Source organism: Pseudomonas sp. R4-84, assembly GCF_054130985.1.
Genome location: NZ_CP096390.1, coordinates 349,628 through 372,776, shown reverse-complemented (window position 1 = coordinate 372,776; position 23,149 = coordinate 349,628). Strand labels below are relative to the sequence as shown.

The window sequence follows — 23,149 nt, the reverse complement described above, 5'->3', positions numbered from 1 at the left end:
GCGATCACCCGACCGTTTTCACGGACACGTTGGATTGAGGGTCCTTGTTACCAATGCGCACCAGCACCGGTACCAACGCAAAGGCAATCGCCACGGCCAGGGTCCCGGCCAGGATCGCCATCGGCCCGCCTTTCAGCGCGCCATAGACGTTTTGCTGCGCCGCCATCGCCACCACGATCGGGATATAGATGGCACTCCAGAATTCCACGCCAGCTTCAGACTTGCCCTTGAACAGGCCGCGCTTGTTCAGATAGCTGCCCAGGCCGATCAATAGCAGCATCGCAATGCCGACACCGCCGACATTGGCTGGCACGCCGATCAATTTGCCCAGCAGCTCACCGATGAAAATACCCGCCAGGGTACAAAAGGCCAGAAACGCCACACCGTAGATAATCATTGTCGTAATCCTCAAAATGCATCGTCGAAGTTGTTGTTTTTGTGCTTCGCCAGCTTGAGTCGGTGTCTAGGGTTGGCGGCGTCCCTCCTCATGCAGTAGCGCTTGCAGCGTATCCAGCCGCGCGCCATCAAACGCCATGACAGTGCCTTGCTCGAACACCCGGCGCGCCAGCCCGGTGAGCACCGCGCCGGGCGGCAATTCGATTTGCAGGCGCACGCCACGCTCATAGGCGCTCTGCACCGTGCCGCGCCAATCGACGACACGGCACATGTTGAACGCCAGATCGTCGCGCAACGCATCGGTCTTGAACATCGGCCGGGCGCGGCTGCCACTGAGATAGCCCAATGTTGGCGCCTTCAACGGCACGTCGGCGAATGCCTGGGCCAACGTCCGGGCCGGTGCCTCCAGCAACGGGCAATGGGACGGCACGCTGACCGCCAGCCGGCAAGCCTTGCCCGCGCCTTGACGCCGGGCCTTTTCGGCGACGAGGCCCATGGCTTCGTCGCTGCCGGCGATGACTACCTGGTTATCGGCATTGATATTGGCGAGGTAGACCGGCGCTGTTTCGCTGTGCACCTGGGCAAGCAAGGTCTCCACCACCGCGAGGTCCAGGCCGATGATCGCCGTCATGCCGTAGCCTCGTGGATACGCTTGCTGCATCAGCTCGCCCCGCAGGCTGACCAGGCGCAGCGCATCCGCAAAATCCAGCGCCCCAGCCACGACCGCCGCCGGATAAGCACCGATGGACAGCCCCGCGACGTAATCCGGAGCGCGAGCCTGCTCAAGCAACCGACGAGCCCCCGCCACGCCTGTGATCAGCAGGCACAGCTGCACGGCGCGAGTCGATTGCAAAGCCTGGGCACTGTCCAATCGCAATACATCTTCACCCAGCACATCCCCCGCCTCTTCGAGGATCAGCGGTGCCAACCCATGGAGCATGCCCACGCGCTGCGCACCCTGGCCGGGAAAGACGAAAAGGCTGCTCACGCGACCTGCTCCACTGAAGATTGCCAAGGGTCGCTCACCAGGCGCGCCTGGACATCATCCTTGAGCAAGACCCGACGCGACGAGCCCGCCCACTCGCGTAGGGCGACGGCGCCGCAAGGCGTTTGCAACTGCATGTCCACGGCGCAGACCGAGGCATCCAACAGCGCCAGCAGTTCCTTGGCCTGGAGACGATTCAGACGACGCGGCGCGCGCAGAATCAAATCCAAGTCACTGCGTTCATGCAGCGACTCGACACCCGTGGCCAATTCGAACCCGGCGCTGCCGCTCACGCCCCAGATCCAACCACTGGCGTCGAGCAAGGGGCGGAGCTGCGCCAGGGCGATCAGCGCAGGCAGGTCACGACGGCATTCGACATGACAAAGATCTTCCGGGCCTACCCGGCGCTGGACCGCAACCACAGGCATCGACGCGGCGTAACGCTGTTCCCGGGAGGGGCCGCGCAGGCCCACCGCGACGTGCCCGGGCAAGGTTAGCGCTCGACGCACCACCACCGGCTGCCCGAGGTCGAGCGATTCGACAGCCCAACCCGGCGCATCCACAGGCAACTGCAAGGCAGTCATCCCCCAGAGCAGGTCATGGGCCAGGAACGTGCTCACCACTGCGCCCTCAACAACTGGCGAACTTGGCTGGAAGCTGCGCGATGGGCCGCCCCCAATCGCCCGCTCAGATCCCGAGGCGCACCCGCCACGTCGTTGATCGCCTGTTGCAGGCAATCAGTCACCCGCCCCAGATCCGCTGCCGTCGGTTGCTCGATCTGCTCAACCGACAAGGTTTCCCAGAGCAAACCCAGGCTGGCAAAACTGTCGATGTCATAGGCCATTGGCGGCACGCTGGCAGCCAGGGCTTCAAGTTCTTCGACACTGCGCAAGGTCACCCGCGCCGCCGAGGCCTTGCCCATGGCATGGACCATCACCCCCGGGTCGCGCAGGGCAATCAGCCGGTTGGCCTGGTAGCCGTGGGCCAGGAACGCGCCGGACATCGCCTTGCCCACCAGCAAGCCAATCACCGGATGCCCGGCCAATCGGGCGCGGGCATAACTGTCTGCCGCGCCAGCCAGTGCTTGGTGAATGCCGAGGGCTTCTTCGCGACGGCCATAAGCCTGGCTGGGCACATCGACAATGGCGATCAGCGCACGTTTGCGAGGCGCGTTGCGGTCGGCTTCGATGGCATCGTCCACCGCCTTGGCCAAGCCCCAACCTTCGAGCAAACCGACTTCGCCATTGCGCGCCCGAGGAAAACGGTTGTCGGGGTCGGCCACCACGGCGATCAAACGTGCGGTTTGTTCGCCCAGTTGGACGTCGGCCACTTGCAGCGAAGCCGGCAAGCCATCCAACGGCTTGGCGCCGCCGCTCAAGGCCTCGAACCAGCGCGCGCCTCTCATTGAATACGAACTCATGGGCGTTCTCCCTGATACAGCTGGCGAACCGCTGACGGTTCGATTTGCACGTCGGTGTCCAGGCGGGCCAGGCGTTGCAGGAACAAATCTGCCTGACCGCTGCGGTGCTCGTCGGGTACACCCAGGTGCAACAGTTCGCCGACCTGCCGACGGATCTGCGCGACGTCATCGGCAACGTATCGGTCCACCAGCCCGGTCGCGTAGCGCTGCTCGCCGCCGGTCAGGCTCCAGATGAACGGACGATCGCGGGAGTCGTACTCGTCGATGCCGGCCTCCTGCTCGATCACTTGCGGGCCGTTCAACCCCAGCCGCGCTTCCTGGGTCACCAACAGGTAACTGCACAACCCGGCGGCAATCGACATGCCGCCAAAGCAGCCGACGCTGCCCGCTACCACGCCGATCACCGGTTGGAACTGGCGCAGGTCGACGATCGCCGAGTGGATCTCGGCGATCGCCGCGAGCCCGAGGTTGGCCTCCTGCAACCGCACGCCGCCGGTTTCCAGCAGCAGCACGGCGCGGGTCGCGATGCCTTTGCGGTTGTCTTCAGCCGCCAGTTCCAGCGCACCGGCAATTTTTGCCCCGCCGACTTCGCCGAGGCTGCCGCCCTGGAACGCACCTTCGATGGCGGCGATCACCACCGGTAGGCCATCGAGCGTGCCCTTGGCGATTACCACACCATCGTCGCTCTGCGGCACCACGCCTTGGCGCAGCAGCCATGGCGACATGACGCGCTGGAAGGGGTCGAGCAGTTCACGGAATGTTCCCTCGTCGAGCAAGGCCTTGGCCCGTTGCCGGGCACCGAGTTCGACGAAGCTGTGCTTGTTGAGCAGCGTTGCGCTGTCAGTCATGGCCGATCTCCTCGAAGCCTTGTTCCAGGCGCAGACGCACCACGCCTGGGGTGGCGCCGAAATCATGGATGTCGATGTTCATTGCCGGGGGCGTCTGGCCGTCGAACATGCGGGCGAACAAATGCTGCCAGCGTTGCTCGCTGCCATTGACCGAGGTCTGCACCTGAATGGTCAATTTTCCCGCCAGCCCCGGTTCGATCAGCACCTCCAGATCGCCCGAGCCGACGCAGCCCACCAGCGCCCGGCCTCGTGGCGGCTGTCCGGCGGAAAATTCAAAGGACAAGGTTTCCATCAGCACACTCCTGGAAAGAGGTCATCGCCGCGCTCGATACGGTCGAGAAAGAGGCAGGCGGCAAGCAGGTCGGCAGCGCCGCCGGGCGAGGCGTTCAAGGCAATCAATTGTTGGTCCAGCGCATGGAGTTGGCGGCGACCCACCAGGCTCGCGCTGCCACCGGCGTCGAGCACCGCTTTGGCGCCCTGTTGCATGGCTTGCAGCCCCGCTTCGCCGGCGCGGTAGAGCACGCAGGTGTCGGCCAGGGTGGTCATGATCGCCAGCAAGGCATCGAGCCGGGCGTTCTGTTCGCCCGCCCCAGCCGCGCGGCTGCGCTTGAGTTGCGGCAGGCCCAGGCCGGTGACGGCCGGGAACGCCAGCTGCGCTTCTTCCCGGGCACCGCGTACGCCGTAACGCTGGGCGACCTGGACGCCATGGCTCAAGGGTTGGGGCGCATAACGGTCGTTGAGCAAGGCCAGACGAGCGGCGCGTAGGGTGACGGCGCCCGCGACGTTGGATTCAGGCTTCAGCGCCGCCGCAGCGATCAACAGGCCCAAGGCCCAGATCGCGCCACGATGAGTATTTACCCCACCCGTGGTGGCGAGCATCGCGGCTTCACCGTCGCGGCCGATGCGGCCCAGGGCTTCGCGCAATGGCAGGCCGATCTCGCCACAGTCGAGGGCGGCTTCGGCCATTTCCTTGAAGGCCGGCCACAATGACAACGCCGAAGCGTGCATCAGACCCAAGTGCAGATCGGTGTGGGCACCGCTGCCGCGCCGATCCACCAGCGCCGGTTTCGGCGAGAGGTCGGCCTCATCGATCAACGCGTCCACCGCCAGGTCGGCCAGACGTTCAGCCAGGGAAATTGGCTTGGGTTGCAGATTCAAGGCGCGCATTTACCAGCTCCTGAACTTGGCGGGCGGGTTGTAGAGGCCACCGGACCACTCCACCAGATCGGCCACGCTCTTGGCCGCGAGCAACTCGCGGGTGGCGTCGGTGCGGCGGATACCGAGGTCTTCGGGTAAGGCAATCAACCCTTCGCGGCGCATGCGCGCGGTGTCTTTCGGGTCATGGCGCAAGCCGACGACCGTCACCCCGGCCACGGCGGCGATCATCGCCTGGCGCTCTTCGAGGGAGCGAGCCTTGTACAGGTAGGCGATGCCTTCTTCGGTGAGCAGGTGGGTAACGTCGTCGCCGTAGATCATGATCGGCGCCAGGGGCATGCCGGCCTTCTTCGCCACGTCCACCGCGTCGAGGGTGTCGACGAAGGTCGGTTTGCCGCCCTCCTGGAACGTCTCGACCATCTGCACCACCAGCTTCTTGCCGCGCTCGAGCAGCGGCGCTTCGCCGTCGCCGTGGCGCATGTCGAGCCAGGCCGGGGTGCCATGACGACGGCCGCGCGGGTCGTGGCCCATGTTCGGCGCGCCGCCAAAACCGGCGAGTCGGCCACGGGTCACGGTGGAGGAATGACCGTCGCCGTCCACTTGCAGGGTAGCGCCGATGAACAGGTCCACCGCGTATTGCCCGGCCAGTTGGCAGACCATGCGGTTTGAACGCAGCGAGCCGTCATGGCCGGTGAAGAACACGTCGGGCCGGGCGGCGATGTAGTTCTCCATGCCCAGTTCGGTGCCGAAGCAATGCACGCTTTCGACCCAGCCACTTTCGATGGCCGGGATCAGGGTCGGGTGCGGGTTGAGGGTCCAGTTGCGGCAGATCTTGCCTTTGAGGCCGAGGGATTCGCCGTAGGTCGGCAGGATCAATTCGATGGCGGCCGTGTTGAACCCAATGCCGTGGTTCAAGGATTGGACGTTGTGTTTTTCGTAGATCCCACGGATGGCCATCATCGCCATCAGCACATGCACAGGCTTGATGTGGCGCGGGTCGCGGGTGAACAGCGGCTCGATGTAGAACGGCTTGTCGGCCACCACCACGAAATCCACCCAAGACGCCGGGATGTCCACACGGGGCAGGTCGCTGACGTCGTCCACCAATTGGTTGACCTGGACAATGACGATGCCATCGCTGAAAGCCGCCGGCTCGATCAGCGCGGGGGTGTCTTCAGTGCTGGGGCCGGTGTAGATGTTGCCGGCGCGGTCGGCCATGAAACCGGCCGAGAGCACCACGTTGGGAATCAAATCCACCACCAGCCGGGCATAGAGTTCGATGTAGGTGTGGATCGCGCCGATTTCCAGCAGGCCGTCTTCCAGCAATTGGCTGATGCGCAGGCTTTGGGTGCCGGCAAAGGAAAAATCCAGCTTGCGAGCGATGCCACGCTCGAAGAGGTCCAGGTGCTCGGAACGGCCGACGCTGGGCATGATCATGTGCAGGTCGTGCAGCTTCGATGGATCGGCCTTGGCAAGGGAGCGTGAAAGAAAATCCGCCTGCTTCTGGTTATTGCCCTCCAGCACCACACGGTCGCCGGGCAAGATCAATGCCTCCAACGCCGCAACGATGTTATCGGTGGGCAACACCACGCCATCGGCAAGGTCCTTGACCAACGCCAGGCGCCGCTGCTTTTCGCTGCGCCGCCGCGTCCATCGCGAGTCGGGGGATATTATTGTTGTCATGACCACTCCACGGGTTCGCTTTCGTGGGGCTTACCTTAGGAGTGTTGTGGCGAGGGCATCAATCAAGCTCGATGGTGGATCGTTACGGTGGGAGTAATGGTTGAGTGCGGCGCGATGGACAGCGCTTTTCGTGGCGAGAAAGCTTGCTCCCTCACCACGGATATCAGCTCTGGGACAGCCCCGCGGCAAGGACCAGCTCCTCCAACGCCAACAGATCCGGTACTTTCGCCACATGTTCCCCGACCTGCACGGCGGCCTGCTCCAGCCCGCACAGCGGCACGTCAACGTAGCTCAACTGGCTGTCGAGCTTGTAGGAGCGCGGGATGCCTTGGACCAGCAGGGCAATGAAGCGCAACTCCGGGCGGCCGCCCAGGGCGTTGAGCACGACAATGCGCGCGCGCTCGCCGATCATGGTTTTCTGGCCACAGGCCGACTCGAAACTCAGCAGTGGGATCTGGCGTTCGCGCCAGCTCACCCAGCCCAGAAACCAGGGCGGTGTGTCCATGTCGAACGCGCTGCTTTGGTAGTCGATCAGCTCCGCCACCGCGACATTGGGCAATACCAGATGCCGGTCGGCCAAGGGCAGCAATAACCCGGTGAGATGACTGGCGCGAAATTCATCCATGGTTTTTGCTCCAGTAGGCGATGCTGTCGAGCAGCACCGATTCCTGGTACGGCTTGCCCAGGTAATCGTTGACACCGATGGTCATGGCGCGGTCGCGATGCTTCTGGCCGGTGCGGGAGGTGATCATGATGATCGGCAAGTGCGCCAGGCTTGGGTCGTTGCGCACTTGGGTGGCGACTTCGAAGCCATCCATGCGCGGCATTTCGATGTCCAACAGCATCAGGTCAGGCGTGTGTTCGCTCAACAGGGCCATGGCGTCAACTCCGTCCTTGGCCGTGAGGACATGCATGCCATGGCGCTCCAGCAAGCGGCTGGTAACCTTGCGCACCGTCACCGAGTCGTCCACCACCAAAATCAGCAGCGGTCGCTGGGGTTCGCTCTCACTTTGGGTAGACAACTGGCGGCGCGGCACCTGGTGCGGCAAGGCGCGGATCGGCGCCAGCAGGTCGAGGATCAGCACCACCCGGCCGTCTCCCAGGATTGTCGCCCCGGACAGGCCCCGTACCGCTGAGAACTGCGAGCCGAGACTCTTGACCACGATCTCCCGGGTCCCAGCGGTGGCGTCCACCTGCACCGCGACGTGCCGTTCGTTGCACTGCACCAGCAGCACCGGCAAGGGCTGGCTTTGCCCCAGTAATTTCGGGCGGGCCGCGGTTTTCAGCAGCTCCCCCAGATAACACAGCTCGTAGCGCTGCCCGGCGTAGGTGTAGGTGGGCGGATCGAGCTGGTAATAGCCGTCCAGTTCAGCGGGCAATACCCGGACGATGCTATCGATGGTGTTCAACGGAATTGCGTACTGGTCTTCATGGCACTGCACCATCAACGCCCGGTTCACCGACACCGTGAACGGCAGGCGAATGCGAAAGTGCACACCCTGCCCCGGCGTCGAGTCGATGGACATCGTGCCGCCCAACTGCCGCACCTCTTCGTGGACCACGTCCATGCCGACGCCACGCCCAGAAATCTGGGTAATTTTTTCCGCCGTGGAAAAGCCTGGCTGGAGAATGAACTGCAGCACATCACGGTCACTGATGTCGCTGTCGGGCGCCAGCAAGCCACGCTTGATCGCCTTGCGCCGCACCGCGTCCAGTGGCACTCCGGCACCGTCGTCGCGAATGTCGAAGATGATGTCGCCCCCCTCCCGGGACAGGTCGAGGCTGATGCGCCCCTTGGCCGGCTTTCCGGCGGCGATACGCACATCGGCGGGTTCAAGGCCATGGTCGACGGCGTTGCGCAACATATGCTCCAAAGGCGCCGCCATGCGTTCGAGCACGTTGCGGTCCATCTCGCCCTCGGCATTGTCGACCACGAACTCGACGTCCTTGCCCAGCTCTTGGGCGACTTGCCGGACGATGCGCTTGAGTCTCGGCACCATGCGCTCGAACGGCACCATGCGCGTACGCATCAGGCCTTCCTGGAGTTCGGTATTGATGCGCCCTTGCTGTTGCAGCAGGTTTTCCGCGTCGTGATTGCTGCGGTCAAGGGTTTCCTTGAGATCGAGCAAGTCCGAAGCGGACTCGAACAGCGCCCGGGACAATTGCTGCAACTGGGAATGGCGGTCCATCTCCAAGGGGTCGAATTCTTCGTAGCCCAACCGCTCGGCTTCCGCTTGCTGGCGGCTGAGAATGCGCCCCTGGGTTTCGGTATCCAGGCGACGCAACTGATCGCGCATGCGCTCGATGGTGGTTTCCATCTCGCCCAGGGCAATACGCGCGTCGTTGACTTGTTGCTCGATACGGCCACGGAAGATCGATGTTTCGCCAGCGAGGTTGACCAAGTCGTCGAGCAATTCGGCGGAGACCTTCACTGTGTCCACGCCGTCGCCCGACATTGCGGGCTCGGGTCGCGACGGCAGCGTTGCTGGCGTCTGGATCGAGGCAGGCTCCGGTGTTGCAACAGGTTCGGGCGCCTCGTTCTCCTGCGGATGGCCCACCGCGTGGATCCGCGCGATCAACCGATCGCCTGGCGGACACGGCTGTCCTGCGCGGACCGCGTCGAGCATCTGCGCCAGTCGGTCATGACTGCTTTGCAGCAGGACAAATAGCTCGGGGCCCGGTTGCAGCAGACCCGCCGACAGGCCTTCGTAAAGGTTTTCCAGTTCATGGGCGAGATCGCCGATGGGGGCGATTTCCACCATCCGTGCGCCGCCCTTGAGAGTATGCAAGTCCCTCAGCAAGGTTTCCACGGCCTGGCGGTTGCCCGGGTCTTCCTGCCAGCGCAGCAAAGCAGCGCCGGAACTGTCGAGGATGTCGAAACCCTCCTCGAGAAAGATTTCCAGCAGCTCCGGGTCATGCCCCGTGGCATCGCTCGGACTCGCCCCCGGTGTCTCGATGGCGTTCGGCCGGTCCTGGCGGAACCGATGGATAGCGTCGATCAGCGCAACGGGATCGCCCAGTGGCTGGCCTTGCTGCAACTGCCCGAGCAAAAGATCGAGGCGCGCGTGGCTGCTGTCGAGCAGTTGCGCCAGTTCCTCGCTGTAGCTGTAGCGGCGATCCACCAGTCCCTCATAGAGGCTTTCGAGCTCCTGGGCGAGGTCACTGACGGGCCGGATATTCGCCATGCGCGCGCCACCCTTGAGCGTATGCAGATCGCGCTGCAGCGACGACAGCGGCGCGCCGTTGTCCGGATCGGCGAGCCAGCGCTGCAAGGCCTGGGCGGCGCTTTCTAGGATGTCCTGCGCCTCTTCGAGGAAGATCGAGGCGATGTCGTCGTCGAACGAGGTATCGGTGGTCGCGCCCTGCTCCATTTCGGCGGTCGCCTGTCCCAGCTCGCGGATGCTAAGGGTGCGACTGCCGTCGCTGCGAATCAGCCCCGTGGCGGCTGGGTCGAGACTCTCTTCGAGCAGTTTGCGCAGGGCTTGCACCCGCTCGGACCGCGAATGCACATGCTGGCCGGCCGCCAACTCGTCGAGCATGTCGATCAATGCTTCGTGGGCGCGTTGCGCTTCCTGGAAAAAGGCGTCGCTGACTGCGAGGCTGCTTTCCTCCACCGCGCCGTAGAGGTCGAGCAACGCTTCGCAGAGCTCGTCCACCGGGTGCAGGTCGGCCAGGTGCGCGCCTTCGCCCAGGGTGGTCAGCTCATCGAGCAAGGCACTCAATTCCTGGCTTTCAGCGGGATGCTGCTGCCAACGCTGCAACAGGTTCTCTGCGTCCAGCAGGATATCCATGCCTTGGGCGAGGAAGTTATTGATCAACTGCGGATCACGCTTGGTCCGCGCGCCTTGATCCGCCGCGCCAACCGCCGCCTGCAAGCGCTCGGCCAGCAGCGCCCGGGCCCGCTGGATCAAATCGGCGGCACCGGCTATCGAAGCCAACGGTTCGCTGTGCAACTGGCGCAGGCCGCGTCGCAACAGCCCCTCGCCCTCAAGCAGCAGTTCAATCTCATCCAGGTCCAGCGCCAGCGAATGCGCCTTGTATTCCCGGGCCAGCTCGTCCAGCGCCCCGGCAAGCTCGGCAATGGGCAGCACACCGGCCATCGATGCGCTGCCCTTGAGGGTGTGCAACGCCCGTTGCAGTTCGTCGCTGGCCTGCAACGGCAGTTGTTCGGCGGCTTGATCAAGGAAGCGATCGAGCGTGGCGAGGTGCCCTTGGGCTTCGTTGTCGAAAATGTTCAGGAGCAGCGGGTCGAGAGCCGTCACGTCTCGCTCGTCGTCATCGTCTTCATCGCTGCCCTTGGCAAGAGCATGGGCGCGAGCCGCCAGACGATCGACGTCGTCACGCTGGGATTGGCGGTGCGCGGCGAATTCGGCGACCAGGGCCGGCAGCAGTTGCACCGTTTCTTCAATCAACTGCCGGACCGAAGCGCCCGGCTCCACGCTGCGTTCCAGCACCCGGTTGAGCAGGTTTTCCACGGCCCAGGCCAACTCACCGAGGATCAGCGCCCGAACCATCCGGCCGCTGCCCTTGAGGGTGTGGAAGGCTCGGCGCAGTTCTGTGAGGGCGCCATGATCGTCCGGATGGGCAGCCCAGCGCGGCAGGTACTCATTCAAGACATCGAGCACTTCGGCGGTTTCCTCGAGGAACACCTCGCGCAGCTCATCGTCTATCGGGCTTTCGTCCGCCGGGGGCGGCAGCAGGCTGGCCGGCATGTTTCTCGCCGGCGGGTTGACCGCCGAGACCGGGCTGGCCAGGACTTCGGCCAAGGATTGCACGGTCTGCGGGTCGTCCAGCTCTTGCAGATCCTGCATGACCTGGGCTTCGTTGGGGCTGAGCACGTCATCGAGTAACGGCACGCGGGCTTCGTCGGGGAAATACCCGAGGGCGCCCAGGCTGCGCTCGACCCCATCAAGCAGGTTCTCGGCAGGCTTGTGGGGGTCTTCGCTCAAGCGCTCCAGGTAATATTCCAGGCCGGTGATCACGTCGGCCAGGTGATCCAGCTCTTCCCAGCCCGGTCGGGCATGCTCGAGCAACAGGTGCTCGTGGATGAAACCGTGGCAAGCCTCCACGAGGCTGGCAGCACGGGTCAACGGGATCATCGCCAGCGCACCGCGCACCTGGGTCAGCAGCGCCGGCAATGGCTGGAGCTGCTCGCTGTTCCAGTCCGCGTCGATGTAGTCGACGATCAGGTCCTTGGCCTGCTGCAGGCAGGTGTGGGCTTCCTTGATGACGATCTGGTGGATCTGGGTCAGGTCGGTGGTCGGCAGACGATTGTCTTCGCGGCTCTCCGGCTCGACAGTGCCGACCATGCCAGCCAGGGTCGCCTCGACATAGAGCAGGGCACCGGCGACGTCCATCAGGGTCGCGTCATCCGGCTCGCGTTGGCCCTGGGCCAGGCTCAGGACCACCGCCAACTGGTCGATGATCACTTTTCGGGGCTGGCCGAAACCCAGCACCGCCAGGGTGTCGGCGATCTGGCGCAGGGGCGCCAGCAAACTGTCCAGCTCCGTGACGTGCTGCCGATCGCTGCGCACGAACAGGTCCAGGCGTTCCTTGACCCGGACCAGCTCCTCGCAGAGCGCCGCCAGCACCGAGCGCATGGCATCGCGGTCGGGCCCGGCCAGGCGGGCCCGTTCCTCATCGACCATGGCGCTGTCGGGCAGCGCGTCGTCCAGTGAGTAGCGTTCTTTCATGATCTGCATCTGCCCGCTGGGATGTTCGGCCTTGGCAATATAGAACAACAGGCTCTTGACCAGGTGTGACGGGGCCGGTTGATTGACGCCTGGCATGCCCTGCACCAGCAGGCGCTTGAGCTCCTTGTCGGCATCCTTGAACAGGCTGCGCAACGCCGGGCTGTTGGCGATGCGCCCCTCGCGCATGCCCTCGACCAATGCCGAAGCGACCTGCCACAACGCATTGAGTGGCGCCCCGGCGCACAGCGTTTCCAAACGGTGGAAGACCTTGGCCAGGTAGCCGAGGTGAGTGGCGTCGTCTTGTTCGCGCAACAACCCCACCAACGCGACCTGCAAGGTTTGGCGCAGCTTGCGCAGGGTGCCTGGCAGATCGGCGGGTTCGAGCCGTTTCAAGGCGTCATCCCTGAGAGGCGCGACATCAGGCAACTGCGGGCTGAACAGGCTGGTCTCCGACAACAGGCTTTCGCCCCTGGCGCTGCGCAAGTCGTTGATCAACGGCAGCACCACCAGCGGCAGGTCGCGACGGGCGCCTTGCACACGTTCAAGATAGGCCGGCAATTGGCCCAGGGCCTGGCGCAACAGGCTGACGGCCTCGTCGCGGTGGGCAATACGATTGTCCTGCAGCGCGATGCACAGTTGCTCCATTTCTTCGGCGAGTAACGCCGCGCCATAAAACTCGACCATCTGCAGGCCACCGTGGACCTGATGGATACAGGCCAGGCATAGGGCAAGTGCATCCGGCGCCTGCGGGTCGTCCTCCGGACGATTGAGTGCCAGATGAGCCTGCCTCAGCGTTTCGGCAATCTCGCCCTTGACCCACTCCAGGGCCACGTAGTCGTGCCGATCACCCATATCCACTCCAAATCAACAGTCATATGCAGCAGAGCACCTCAGCCCTTTTTGCGAGGGAGCTTGCTCCCGCTGGGCCGGTTCGACGCCTCGGGCGCAGCGGCCAAGGATCTTATGAGCGCTGCGCGCTCAAGCGGGAGCAAGCTCCCTCGCCACAAAAGCTTCCTCGCCAGATGCGTTTTTTCAATGTGCAGCGCTGGTCAGTCACTGCTTGTCCTCATCGCCAGCCGGTGCCGGCGGCAAGGTGAAACCCGACACCGAGCGGCGCAGTTGGCTGGCCATCTTCGCCAGGTTGCCGATGCTCTCGGCGGTGGCGGTGGAGCCGGACGAGGTCTGCGAGGTGATCTGCTGAATCACGTTCATGGTCAAGGAAATCTGCCCTGCGGAGGTGGTCTGCTGCTGCGCCGCGTTGGAAATGCTCTGGATCAGCGCCGCCAGGGTCTTGGACACACCTTCGATTTCCTCCAGGGCGACGCCGGCGTCCTGGGCCAGTCGGGCACCGCGCACCACTTCGGTGGTGGTCTGTTCCATGGAGATCACCGCTTCATTGGTGTCGGCCTGGATCGCCCGCACCAGCGTCTCGATCTGCCGGGTCGCCGCCGAGGAACGCTCCGCCAACCGCTGCACTTCGTCGGCCACCACTGCGAAGCCGCGACCGGCATCACCGGCCATGGACGCCTGGATCGCCGCGTTGAGTGCCAGGATGTTGGTCTGGTCGGCGATGTCGTCGATCAGGCTGACAATGTCGCCAATTTCCTGGGACGACTCGCCCAACCGCTTGATGCGCTTGGCGGTGTCCTGGATCTGTTCGCGAATGTTGTCCATGCCATGGATGGTGTTGTGCACCACCTCGTTGCCCTTGTTGGCGATTTCCACGGAGCGCTCGGCCACCGCCGACGACTCGGCGGCATTGGCCGACACCTGATCGATGGATTGGGCCATTTCATTGATTGAAGTCGATGCTTCGGAAATTTGCTGGGCCTGGTGCTCGGATGCCTGGGCCAGGTGCATCGCCGTGGCCTGGGTTTCCTGCACGGCGGCAGCGACCTGGCCGGCGGTGAGGTTGATGGTCGCCACCAGATCACGCAACTGATCCACCGAGTAGTTGATCGAGTCGGCGATGGTCCCGGTGAAATCCTCGGTGACCGAGGCAGTGACGGTCAGGTCGCCGTCGGCCAGGTCCTCGATTTCGTCGAGCAATCGCATGATTGCATTCTGGTTGCGCTCGTTCTTTTCCGCCGTCTCTCTCAACTGGCGGTTGGTTTCGCGAACCATGACCAGGCCGATAAGGATAATCGACATCAGCGCCAGCAGGCCTAACACATAGCCGCCAATGGTGTTGACCGAACGCCCGCCCGCCAGGTTCTCGAACGCCGTGGCCAGGTGCGAGGCCTCATCGAGGAGGGTTTGCGACAGGCTGAAGATATTGCTCGCCGACTCGCGGACCTTGAACAGTTCCGGGGAGGTCTCGAGGATTTCATCCACCGAGCCCGAGACGAACTCGAACAGCTCGCTGATTTCCGACAGGCGCGCCCGGGCATCGCGATCCTGTACCTGGGGGATCTTCAAGGTCGGGTCCCCTTGCAGCATGCCGTTGAGCACCTGGCCGAAACGAGCGGCGTCGCGGCCAAAGGTATCGGCGGCCTGGCTGGCATTTTCATCGCCGGCCAATACGGTATTCACCGCGCCGAGGATGCGTTCGGCCAGCAGCGACTGGCGCTGGGCCATGGCCACCTGGGCGGCCGGCGCGCCACGTTGCAGGAGGATCTCGACGACTTTTTCATACTCGACCTGCAGTTGCGGAACGGTTTCGGCCAGGGTCGCCGCGACTTGATGCAGCGACAGGACGGTTTGCTCGCTGGAGAGGATGGCATCGGTATTCTTCAGCAGCCGCTCCCAGTCCAACTGCACGGCACGCATCTGCGGACGCAGGGTGGCGGGCGCTGGCGGCAGGCCGGTCACCGGATCGCCCTGTTTCAGGTAGCCCCAGCGCTGAGCGAAGTCGTTGCGCGCATCGCTCAGCAGCTTGAACGCAGCCGCTTTGCCGGCCGCGGCCTCTGTGGCGTTCTTGGCGATGCGCTGGGACAACACCCGCAGCTCACCGGCATGGCCGATGTACTGTTTGTCATAGGTGGACTGGACGTTGAGGTACGCGAAATTGGCGAACAACAGCATGATGAAGACAATCAGCGCGACGAACAGCACGATGATCTGCGAACGACTGCGCGACGCTTCCAGTGGCTTGCCTGTTTTTGCTTTGATCATCGGTTCTCGCCTGTCCCCAAAACCCCAAACCACCGCCATTCAAATGTGGGAGCGAGCTTGCTCGCGATAGCGGCGGTACAGCTTGCATCAATGTTGACTGCACTGGCGCCATCGCGAGCAAGCTCGCTCCCACAGGGGCCGCGCTGCGGCCTGTTAAACCGCCACATCCATGAACCCCGGCGAACGCGCCAAGGCAAACGGGCTGAACACCTGCCATTGCCGCTCGCCGGCGAAACGGCCCTGGACGTACGCCGATTCCGGGCGATCCAAGGAGGCCGTGGGAATCGCTTCAAGGCTGTCCTTGGCAAAATGCTGCAGGCCGAGGACTTCATCCACCAGCAACCCGGCGAAGACTTCGTCATGATCCACCACCAATACCCGCCGCTGCTTGCGCACGCTGGACAGTTCATGGCCGAAAAAACCGCACAGGTCCATCAGCGGCAACAAACGCCCCCGCAGGTTGGCGACTCCGCGAACCCATGGTTTGACCCCGGGCAACGAGGTGTGGCGCGGCTCATGCAGCACTTCACTCACTTCGCCCATGGGCGCCACGTACCAATGTTCGCCCAGGCGAAAACCGATGCCGCTCCAGCTGTCCCGGTGCATGGGCTGGGACGGGAGGTCCGCGCCCAGCAACCGGCAGCGTCGATCGATCTGAAGCAACAGTTCGAATGCGGTCAGGGAGTGGCTCATGCCCGCGTCGTCAGCCTTCCAGCACTTTGTTCAGGGTCGTGATCAGGGTGTCCTCGTCCACCGGCTTGGTCAGATAGTCCTTCGCACCCTGGCGCGTACCCCAGACCTTGTCGGTGTCCTGGTCCTTGGTGGTGATGATGATCACGGGGATGTGTCCGGTATCAGGGTCCTTGGTCAGCTGGCGCGTGGCCTGGAAACCGTTGAGGCCGGGCATGACGATATCCATCAATACCGCATCGGGTTTTTCCTGGCGGGCCAATGCCACGCCATCGGCGCCGTTTTCGGCCTTCAGGACCTCGTGGCCGTGCTTTTCCAGCATGCCAGTGAGCTTGTACATCTCAGTCGGCGAATCATCGACGATCAGAACGCGTGCCATGGTGTTCCCCATTCTTCTGGACCTCGGGCCCGAGGCCGAGCGTCATTAATGTGCCTGGTGCGACTGGACAGCGGCAAAGCCCGGGACATGGGCCTGTATCGCGCCCAGCAGTTCTTCCTTGCTGAAAGGCTTGGTCAGGAATTGATCGGAGCCGACAATGCGCCCCTTGGCCTTGTCGAACAGACCATCGCGGGACGACAGCATGATCACGGGCGTCGCCTTGAAGGCGCTGTTGTTCTTGATCAGGGCGCAGGTCTGGTAACCGTCCAGGCGCGGCATCATGATATCGACAAAGATAATGCCTGGATGATGATCGACGATCTTGGCCAGGGCATCGAAGCCGTCGACCGCCGTTATCACTTCGCAACCAACGTTGCGCAGCAGGGTTTCGGCGGTGCGGCGGATGGTCTTCGAGTCGTCGATGACCATCACCTTCAAAGCGCTGGGTTGCTGCTGCGTAAGATGCTCTGCCATTGCCACTGCGAACCGGTTTTTAACGCATAAGTGTGATCGACAGCGCAAACCCTTGATGTTCAAGGCCCGCACGTCACATGGCAGCCTTTTTAGCACAGTCTCCAGCAACGATCTATCCGCCGCTCGGTACGGTGGTTTTTCCTTGACCGCCAATCTTCGGGGCGCCACTCTGACGCCACTTTTTCAGCCATTTGTGCCCATCAAATTTCGAGGAACCAAGCCATGAGCGTACGCGTCGGCATTGTCATGGACCCAATCGCCAGCATTTCCTATAAGAAGGATAGCTCGCTGGCCATGCTGCTGGCCGCTCAAAAGCGCGGCTGGGAGTTGTTCTACATGGAACAGCGCGACCTCTACCAGGCCGAAGGCCAGGCCCGGGCACGGATGAAGCCGCTGAAAGTCTTCGCCAACCCCGAGAAATGGTTCGAATTGGGTGACGAGAACGACGCGCTGCTAAGCGACCTGGACGTGATCCTGATGCGCAAGGATCCGCCGTTCGACATGGAATTCGTGTATTCCACTTATCTGCTGGAACAAGCTGAGAGCGCGGGCGTGCTGGTGGTCAACAAGCCGCAGAGCCTGCGCGACTGCAACGAAAAGCTATTCGCCACGCTATTCCCGCAATGCACGCCGCCCACGATCGTCAGCCGTCGCCCGGACGTGTTGCGCGAATTTGCCGATCATCATGGCGACGTCATCCTCAAGCCCCTGGACGGCATGGGCGGCTCTTCGATCTTCCGCCACACCGCAGGCCATCCGAACCTGTCGGTGATCCTGGAAACCCTGACCTTGCATGGCCAGCAACAGATCATGATCCAGGGCTACCTGCCGGCCATCGTCGACGGCGACAAGCGCATCCTGATGATCGACGGCGAACCCGTCGATTATTGCCTGGCGCGCATCCCGGCGGCCGGCGAAACCCGTGGCAACCTGGCGGCCGGTGGTCGTGGCGAAGCTCGTCCGCTGACCGACAAGGATCGCTGGATCGCCGCCCAGGTCGGCCCGACGCTGCGCGAGAAAGGCCTTCTATTCGTCGGCCTGGACGTGATCGGCGAGCATCTGACGGAGATCAACGTCACCAGCCCGACCTGCATCCGCGAGATCGACAATGCCTTCGGCACGGACATCGGCGGCATGCTGATGGACGCCATCGAGAAGCAGCTGCAAGCGGCAAGCCACACGCGGCAAGCTTGATGCAGCTTGTCGCTTGCTGCTTGAGGCTTGAAGCTAAAAACCAACATTGCGTTATCATGCCCGGCCTGTGAAACCCGCGATGTTGGTTTTTTTGCCATGACACTCCCGTCCGATCTGCCCCAAGAGCTCGCCCATCGTGGCGTGCGCCCGGCTGATCGCCTTGGCTTCACCCTTTTCCTGGCGGCATTGATCCACCTGGCGCTGTTGTTGGGCGTCGGCTTTGCCACGGTCGAACCCAAGCAGATCAGCCAGACCCTGGAAATCACCCTGGCCACCTTCAAGAGCGAAACCAAGCCACAGAAGGCGGACTTCCTGGCCCAGGAAAACCAGCAGGGCAGTGGCACCCTGGAAAAGAAAGCGACCCCCAAGACCACCGAGATCGCGCCGTTTCAAGACAATAAAGTGCAGAAGGTGACCCCGCCGCCCACGGCCAAGCCGGAGGTCCAGGAGACGGCGCCCAAGGCTGCCGTGACCACCGTGGCGCCGAAGCCGAAAAAAGCCCCGGTAAAGGAAGAGGTCAAGCCCGATCCGAAACCCAAGGCGCCAGAACCGACTTTCGACAGCTCGCAGTTGTCCAGCGATATCGCCAGCCTGGAAGCCGAACTGGCCCAGGAACAGCAGTTGTACGCCAAGCGCCCGCGCATCCATCGCCTGAGCGCAGCTTCGACCATGCGCGACAAGGGCGCCTGGTACAAGGACGAGTGGCGCAAGAAGGTCGAGCGCATCGGCAACCTGAACTACCCCGACGAAGCCCGGCGCAAGCAGATCTACGGCAACCTGAGATTGATGGTTTCGATCAACCGTGATGGCTCGCTGTACGAAGTGCTGGTGCTCGAATCCTCCGGCCAGCCGCTGCTGGACCAGGCGGCCCAGCGAATCGTGCGCCTGGCCGCGCCCTTCGCACCGTTTACTGGTGACCTGTCGGACATCGACCGCCTGGAAATCATCCGCACCTGGAAGTTCGCCCGAGGTGATCGGCTGTCCAGTAACTGATCTTCAGACAGTATCAATACCCTGTGGGAGCGAGCTTGCTCGCGATTGCCATCGATCATTCAGCATGAATGGCGACTGACACACCGCATCGCGAGCAAGCTCGCTCCCACAGGGGATTGGTGACAGCCCCAAGCATTTCCCAGCTTGTCAGTTCGCCCCCACGCCGCCACACTAGCGCCTATGAAAAACGTCAGCCCCACCTACCTCAAGCATCACTTCCTGATCGCCATGCCGCACATGGCCGATCCGAATTTTGCCCATACCTTGACCTACATCGTCGAGCACACGGCCAATGGGGCCATGGGACTGGTGGTCAATCGCCCACAGGAGCTGAACCTGGCGGACATCCTCGAGCAACTGCGCCCCGAGGTCGAGCCGCCATTGCTGTGCCAGCATGTGCCGATTTTCATCGGTGGCCCAGTGCAGACCGATCGCGGTTTCGTGCTCCACCCGTCGGGTCCCAAATTCCAGGCCACCGTCGATTTGAACGGTGTGTCGCTGTCCACATCCCAGGACGTGCTGTTTGCCATCGCCGACGGCGTCGGCCCGGAAAAGAGCCTGATCGCCCTTGGCTATGCCGGCTGGGAACCCGGGCAACTGGAAGCCGAACTGGCCGACAATGCCTGGCTGACCTGCCCGTTCGACGCCGACATCCTGTTCAACACCAGCAGCGAACTGCGCCTGGAAGCGGCCGCCAGCAGGCTGGGCGTCAACCTCAGCTTGCTCACCAGCCAGGCAGGACACGCCTGATGGCTCTCCGCCTGCTGCTGGGCTTCGACTACGGCACCAAACAGATCGGCGTTGCGGTCGGCCAGGTCGTCACCGGCCAGGCCCGCGAACTGTGCACCTTGAAAGCACAGAACGGCGTTCCGGACTGGAACCAGGTCGAAGCGCTGATCAAGGAATGGAAACCCGACGCCGTGGTGGTCGGCCTGCCGTTGAACATGGACGGCACGCCCAGCGACATGTGCGTGCGCGCGGAGAAGTTCGCCCGACGGCTCAACGGCCGCTTCAATCTGCCCTTCTATACCCATGACGAACGCCTGACCACGTTCGAGGCCAAGGGCGAACGCCTGGTCCGCGGTGGGCAGAAAGGCAGTTACCGCGACAACCCGGTGGACGCCATCGCCGCCGCCCTGCTGCTGCAAGGCTGGCTCGATGCCAACGCCGCCCTGTTCGAAACCTGATTTTTTGAAAGCGCCGCGAGGCGCTTTCTTTTAGCGATAAACCGAGTCACCAGCACCGACCCGGAAACCTGAAGGAGCCAGCATGAGCCTGCCCAATCCCGCCGAACTGATCAGCCAGATGGCGATCCGTCTCACGGCGCACCTGGAACAACGCGGCATTAGCGAACCGCGCTACATCGGCATTCGCACCGGCGGCGTCTGGGTTGCCCAGGCCTTGCTCGATGAACTGGGCAGCGATTCGCCGCTGGGTACCCTGGATGTGTCCTTCTACCGCGATGACTTCAGCCAGAACGGCTTGCATCCACAAGTACGTCCCTCGGCCCTGCCGTTCGAGATCGAAGGCCAGCACCTGGTGCTGATCGACGACGTGCTGATGAGCGGCCGGACCATCCGCGCCGCCATGAACGAACTGTTCGACTATGGCCGCCCGGCCAGCGTGACGCTGGTGTGCCTGCTGGACCTGGACGCCGCCGAGCTGCCGATCCGCCCGAACGTGGTCGGCGCGACGCTGACGCTGGCCACCCATGAGCGGGTCAAGCTCTCCGGGCCGTCGCCGCTGCAACTCGAACTGCAAGATCTTGCCCTTTAACTGCCCTTGTAAGAGTCCATCGCGATGACGCCTCTCGAAACCAAGCGCCCGCTGCAGCTCAACGATCAGGGCCAGCTGCGGCATTTCCTGTCCCTCGACGGCCTGCGCCGCGAGCTGCTGACGGAAATCCTCGACACCGCCGACTCATTCCTCGAAGTCGGCGCCCGAGCGGTGAAGAAAGTCCCTTTGCTGCGCGGCAAGACCGTGTGCAACGTCTTTTTTGAAAACTCCACCCGCACCCGCACCACCTTCGAACTGGCGGCCCAGCGGCTGTCGGCGGATGTAATCAGCCTCAACGTGTCCACATCCTCGGCGAGCAAGGGCGAGACCCTGCTCGACACCTTGCGCAACCTCGAGGCCATGGCCGCCGACATGTTCGTCGTGCGCCACGGTGACTCCGGCGCGGCGCACTTCATCGCTGAACATGTCTGCCCGCAAGTGGCGATCATCAACGGCGGCGACGGCCGTCACGCCCACCCGACCCAGGGCATGCTCGACATGCTGACCATCCGTCGTCACAAAGGCAGCTTTGAAAACCTGTCGGTAGCGATCGTTGGCGACATCCTGCATTCGCGGGTGGCGCGCTCGAACATGCTGGCCCTCAAGACGCTGGGCTGCCCGGACATCCGCGTAATCGCGCCGAAAACCCTGCTGCCCATCGGCGTCGAGCAGTACGGCGTGAAGGTCTACACCGACATGACCGAAGGCTTGAAGGACGTGGACGTGGTGATCATGCTGCGCCTGCAACGCGAGCGTATGACCGGCGGCCTGCTGCCCAGCGAAGGCGAGTTCTACCGCCTGTTCGGCCTGACCACGGCACGCCTGGCCGGAGCCAAGCCGGACGCCATCGTCATGCACCCGGGGCCGATCAACCGCGGCGTGGAGATCGAGTCGGCGGTGGCCGACGGGCCGCGTTCGGTGATTCTCAACCAAGTGACCTACGGCATCGCCATCCGCATGGCCGTGCTGTCCATGGCCATGAGCGGGCAAACGGCCCAGCGCCAACTCGACCAGGAGAACGCCCAGTGAAGCTCAGCATTCTCGGCGCACGCGTGATCGATCCGGCCAGCGGCCTGGATCAAGTGACTGACATTCATATCGATGCCTGCAAGATCGTCGCTCTGGGCGCCGCGCCGGCAGGCTTCGCGGCGGTCGAGACCCTCGACGCCCAAGGCCTCGTAGCCGCCCCCGGTCTGGTTGACCTCAACGTCGCCCTGCGCGAGCCGGGCTACAGCCGCAAAGGCAGCATCATCAGCGAAACCCGGGCGGCCGCCGCCGGTGGCGTGACCAGCCTGTGCTGCCCGCCGCAAACCAAACCGGTGCTGGACACCTCGGCCGTGGCCGAACTGATCCTCGACCGCGCCCGCGAAGCCGGCAACACCAAGGTCTTCCCCATTGGCGCACTGAGCAAGGGCCTGGAAGGCGAGCAACTGGCCGAGCTCATCGCTCTGCGCGATGCCGGTTGCGTGGCGTTCGGCAATGGCCTGAACAATTTCCGCAACACCCGTACCCTGTGCCGCGCGCTGGAATATGCGGCGACCTTCGGCCTGACGGTGATCTTCAACTCGCAGGACCTTGACCTGGCCGAAGGCGGCCTGGCCCACGAAGGCCCCACCGCCAGTTTCCTTGGCCTGCCGGGCATCCCGGAAACCGCCGAGACCGTGGCACTTGCCCGGGACCTGCTGCTGGTGGAGCAAAGCGGCGTGCGCGCGCACTTCAGCCAACTGACCAGCGCCCGCGGCGCCGCGCTGATCGCCCAGGCCCAGGCACGTGGTTTGCCAGTGACCGCCGATGTGGCGCTGTACCAGTTGATCCTCACCGACGAAGCGCTGATCGACTTCAATAGCGTCTATCACGTCCAGCCGCCGCTGCGCACCCGCGCCGACCGCGATGGCTTGCGCGAGGCGGTGAAGTCCGGGGTGATCTCGGCCATTTCCAGCCATCACCAACCCCACGAGCGCGATGCCAAGCTGGCCCCCTTCGGCGCCACCGAGCCGGGCATCAGCAGCGTCGAGCTGTTGCTGCCGCTGGCCATGACACTGGTGGAAGACGGATTACTGGATCTACCGACCCTGCTGGCACGCCTGAGCGCCGGCCCGGCCCAGGCGCTGCAATTGCCTGCCGGGAAACTGGCCGTGGGTGCCGCGGCGGACCTGGTGCTGTTCGACCCCGCCGCGTCCACCGTGGCCGGTGAAGCCTGGCGTTCCAAGGGTGACAACTGTCCGTTCCTGGGTCACAGCCTGCCGGGGGTGGTGCGCTATACCCTGATGGATGGGCGGATCACTCACCAGGTTTGATACCGCGTCGTCCCTATCGCGAGCAAGCTCGCTCCCACAAGGGGATCTTTGG

General features: G+C 63.6%; 21 protein-coding genes. 7 read left to right on the top strand and 14 right to left on the bottom strand.

The window, feature by feature from the left end:
• Positions 1 to 4: 4 nt before the first annotated feature.
• The 14 genes from madL to pilG all read right to left on the bottom strand — a co-directional run bounded on the left by madL (position 5) and on the right by pilG (position 16,837).
• The gene (gene madL, locus M1D68_RS01720; RefSeq protein WP_420765008.1) at positions 5 to 397 is read right to left on the bottom strand and encodes a malonate transporter subunit MadL; all 393 of its coding nucleotides are present in this window, start codon (positions 395 to 397) and stop codon (positions 5 to 7) included.
• 66 nt (positions 398 to 463) lie between these two features.
• On the bottom strand, positions 464 to 1,384 hold the full coding sequence (gene mdcH / locus M1D68_RS01715; protein ID WP_434675511.1) for a malonate decarboxylase subunit epsilon: 921 nt from the start codon (positions 1,382 to 1,384) through the stop codon (positions 464 to 466).
• Positions 1,381 to 2,001, bottom strand: coding sequence for a malonate decarboxylase holo-ACP synthase (locus M1D68_RS01710; RefSeq protein WP_457969089.1), 621 nt, complete (start codon positions 1,999 to 2,001; stop codon positions 1,381 to 1,383). Before M1D68_RS01710 ends, mdcH begins: the two co-directional genes overlap by 4 nt.
• Complete coding sequence (gene mdcE / locus M1D68_RS01705) at positions 1,998 to 2,801, bottom strand: biotin-independent malonate decarboxylase subunit gamma (RefSeq protein ID WP_457969087.1); 804 nt, start codon at positions 2,799 to 2,801, stop codon at positions 1,998 to 2,000. Before mdcE ends, M1D68_RS01710 begins: the two co-directional genes overlap by 4 nt.
• The gene (locus M1D68_RS01700) at positions 2,798 to 3,649 is read right to left on the bottom strand and encodes a biotin-independent malonate decarboxylase subunit beta (RefSeq protein ID WP_420765012.1); all 852 of its coding nucleotides are present in this window, start codon (positions 3,647 to 3,649) and stop codon (positions 2,798 to 2,800) included. Before M1D68_RS01700 ends, mdcE begins: the two co-directional genes overlap by 4 nt.
• On the bottom strand, positions 3,642 to 3,941 hold the full coding sequence (locus tag M1D68_RS01695) for a malonate decarboxylase subunit delta (RefSeq protein ID WP_420765013.1): 300 nt from the start codon (positions 3,939 to 3,941) through the stop codon (positions 3,642 to 3,644). The genes M1D68_RS01700 and M1D68_RS01695 overlap by 8 nt, the downstream gene beginning before the upstream one ends.
• A complete protein-coding gene (locus M1D68_RS01690; protein WP_420765014.1) occupies positions 3,941 to 4,816 on the bottom strand; it encodes a triphosphoribosyl-dephospho-CoA synthase in 876 nt (291 codons plus the stop codon). Before M1D68_RS01690 ends, M1D68_RS01695 begins: the two co-directional genes overlap by 1 nt.
• Entirely contained in the window at positions 4,817 to 6,487 is a 1,671-nt protein-coding gene (gene mdcA / locus M1D68_RS01685; RefSeq protein ID WP_457969085.1) for a malonate decarboxylase subunit alpha, read from the bottom strand.
• A gap of 163 nt (positions 6,488 to 6,650) precedes the next feature.
• Positions 6,651 to 7,112, bottom strand: a complete 462-nt coding sequence (locus M1D68_RS01680; protein ID WP_434561819.1) for a chemotaxis protein CheW — start codon at positions 7,110 to 7,112, stop codon at positions 6,651 to 6,653.
• Positions 7,105 to 13,032, bottom strand: a complete 5,928-nt coding sequence (locus tag M1D68_RS01675) for an Hpt domain-containing protein (RefSeq protein ID WP_457969084.1) — start codon at positions 13,030 to 13,032, stop codon at positions 7,105 to 7,107. Before M1D68_RS01675 ends, M1D68_RS01680 begins: the two co-directional genes overlap by 8 nt.
• Before the next feature lie 201 nt (positions 13,033 to 13,233).
• Positions 13,234 to 15,294, bottom strand: coding sequence for a methyl-accepting chemotaxis protein (locus tag M1D68_RS01670; protein ID WP_434561815.1), 2,061 nt, complete (start codon positions 15,292 to 15,294; stop codon positions 13,234 to 13,236).
• Between the two features lie 153 nt (positions 15,295 to 15,447).
• Complete coding sequence (locus M1D68_RS01665; protein WP_420765020.1) at positions 15,448 to 15,987, bottom strand: chemotaxis protein CheW; 540 nt, start codon at positions 15,985 to 15,987, stop codon at positions 15,448 to 15,450.
• A gap of 10 nt (positions 15,988 to 15,997) precedes the next feature.
• Complete coding sequence (gene pilH / locus M1D68_RS01660) at positions 15,998 to 16,363, bottom strand: twitching motility response regulator PilH (protein ID WP_420765021.1); 366 nt, start codon at positions 16,361 to 16,363, stop codon at positions 15,998 to 16,000.
• 45 nt (positions 16,364 to 16,408) lie between these two features.
• The gene (gene pilG, locus M1D68_RS01655; RefSeq protein WP_434561813.1) at positions 16,409 to 16,837 is read right to left on the bottom strand and encodes a twitching motility response regulator PilG; all 429 of its coding nucleotides are present in this window, start codon (positions 16,835 to 16,837) and stop codon (positions 16,409 to 16,411) included.
• A 222-nt stretch (positions 16,838 to 17,059) separates the two neighbouring features.
• On the opposite strand from pilG, the gene gshB reads away from it, so the two are divergent.
• The 7 genes from gshB (at position 17,060) to M1D68_RS01620 (ending at position 23,097) form a co-directional block, all read left to right on the top strand.
• Positions 17,060 to 18,031, top strand: coding sequence for a glutathione synthase (gene gshB, locus M1D68_RS01650; protein WP_420765023.1), 972 nt, complete (start codon positions 17,060 to 17,062; stop codon positions 18,029 to 18,031).
• Between the two features lie 96 nt (positions 18,032 to 18,127).
• Positions 18,128 to 19,024 carry an energy transducer TonB gene (locus M1D68_RS01645; RefSeq protein ID WP_420765024.1) on the top strand — a complete coding sequence of 299 codons (897 nt, stop codon included), beginning with the start codon at positions 18,128 to 18,130 and terminating at the stop codon, positions 19,022 to 19,024.
• Positions 19,025 to 19,204: 180 nt separating this feature from the next.
• The gene (locus tag M1D68_RS01640) at positions 19,205 to 19,774 is read left to right on the top strand and encodes a YqgE/AlgH family protein (RefSeq protein ID WP_186612059.1); all 570 of its coding nucleotides are present in this window, start codon (positions 19,205 to 19,207) and stop codon (positions 19,772 to 19,774) included.
• Positions 19,774 to 20,211 carry a Holliday junction resolvase RuvX gene (gene ruvX / locus M1D68_RS01635; RefSeq protein WP_434649767.1) on the top strand — a complete coding sequence of 146 codons (438 nt, stop codon included), beginning with the start codon at positions 19,774 to 19,776 and terminating at the stop codon, positions 20,209 to 20,211. Before M1D68_RS01640 ends, ruvX begins: the two co-directional genes overlap by 1 nt.
• Positions 20,212 to 20,293: 82 nt before the next feature.
• Entirely contained in the window at positions 20,294 to 20,800 is a 507-nt protein-coding gene (gene pyrR / locus M1D68_RS01630; protein WP_420765026.1) for a bifunctional pyr operon transcriptional regulator/uracil phosphoribosyltransferase PyrR, read from the top strand.
• A gap of 24 nt (positions 20,801 to 20,824) precedes the next feature.
• Positions 20,825 to 21,829, top strand: coding sequence for an aspartate carbamoyltransferase catalytic subunit (locus M1D68_RS01625; RefSeq protein ID WP_420765027.1), 1,005 nt, complete (start codon positions 20,825 to 20,827; stop codon positions 21,827 to 21,829).
• Positions 21,826 to 23,097: a dihydroorotase gene (locus tag M1D68_RS01620; RefSeq protein ID WP_457969081.1), complete on the top strand. Its 1,272-nt coding sequence runs from the start codon at positions 21,826 to 21,828 to the stop codon at positions 23,095 to 23,097. Before M1D68_RS01625 ends, M1D68_RS01620 begins: the two co-directional genes overlap by 4 nt.
• Positions 23,098 to 23,149 lie beyond the last annotated feature (52 nt).

Bases quoted from the DNA above. Each gene is read 5' to 3' on its own strand.
- M1D68_RS01670 (WP_434561815.1), bottom strand. From the start codon at position 15,294: ATGATCAAAGCAAAAACAGGCAAGCCACTGGAAGCGTCGCGCAGTCGT.
- M1D68_RS01665 (WP_420765020.1), bottom strand. From the start codon at position 15,987: ATGAGCCACTCCCTGACCGCATTCGAACTGTTGCTTCAGATCGATCGA.
- M1D68_RS01690 (WP_420765014.1), bottom strand. From the start codon at position 4,816: ATGCGCGCCTTGAATCTGCAACCCAAGCCAATTTCCCTGGCTGAACGT.
- madL (WP_420765008.1), bottom strand. From the start codon at position 397: ATGATTATCTACGGTGTGGCGTTTCTGGCCTTTTGTACCCTGGCGGGT.
- M1D68_RS01675 (WP_457969084.1), bottom strand. From the start codon at position 13,032: ATGGGTGATCGGCACGACTACGTGGCCCTGGAGTGGGTCAAGGGCGAG.
- M1D68_RS01695 (WP_420765013.1), bottom strand. From the start codon at position 3,941: ATGGAAACCTTGTCCTTTGAATTTTCCGCCGGACAGCCGCCACGAGGC.
- pilH (WP_420765021.1), bottom strand. From the start codon at position 16,363: ATGGCACGCGTTCTGATCGTCGATGATTCGCCGACTGAGATGTACAAG.
- ruvX (WP_434649767.1), top strand. From the start codon at position 19,774: ATGGCTCTCCGCCTGCTGCTGGGCTTCGACTACGGCACCAAACAGATC.
- pyrR (WP_420765026.1), top strand. From the start codon at position 20,294: ATGAGCCTGCCCAATCCCGCCGAACTGATCAGCCAGATGGCGATCCGT.
- M1D68_RS01640 (WP_186612059.1), top strand. From the start codon at position 19,205: ATGAAAAACGTCAGCCCCACCTACCTCAAGCATCACTTCCTGATCGCC.
- M1D68_RS01700 (WP_420765012.1), bottom strand. From the start codon at position 3,649: ATGACTGACAGCGCAACGCTGCTCAACAAGCACAGCTTCGTCGAACTC.
- M1D68_RS01645 (WP_420765024.1), top strand. From the start codon at position 18,128: ATGACACTCCCGTCCGATCTGCCCCAAGAGCTCGCCCATCGTGGCGTG.
- mdcA (WP_457969085.1), bottom strand. From the start codon at position 6,487: ATGACAACAATAATATCCCCCGACTCGCGATGGACGCGGCGGCGCAGC.
- gshB (WP_420765023.1), top strand. From the start codon at position 17,060: ATGAGCGTACGCGTCGGCATTGTCATGGACCCAATCGCCAGCATTTCC.
- M1D68_RS01680 (WP_434561819.1), bottom strand. From the start codon at position 7,112: ATGGATGAATTTCGCGCCAGTCATCTCACCGGGTTATTGCTGCCCTTG.
- M1D68_RS01625 (WP_420765027.1), top strand. From the start codon at position 20,825: ATGACGCCTCTCGAAACCAAGCGCCCGCTGCAGCTCAACGATCAGGGC.
- mdcE (WP_457969087.1), bottom strand. From the start codon at position 2,801: ATGAGTTCGTATTCAATGAGAGGCGCGCGCTGGTTCGAGGCCTTGAGC.
- pilG (WP_434561813.1), bottom strand. From the start codon at position 16,837: ATGGCAGAGCATCTTACGCAGCAGCAACCCAGCGCTTTGAAGGTGATG.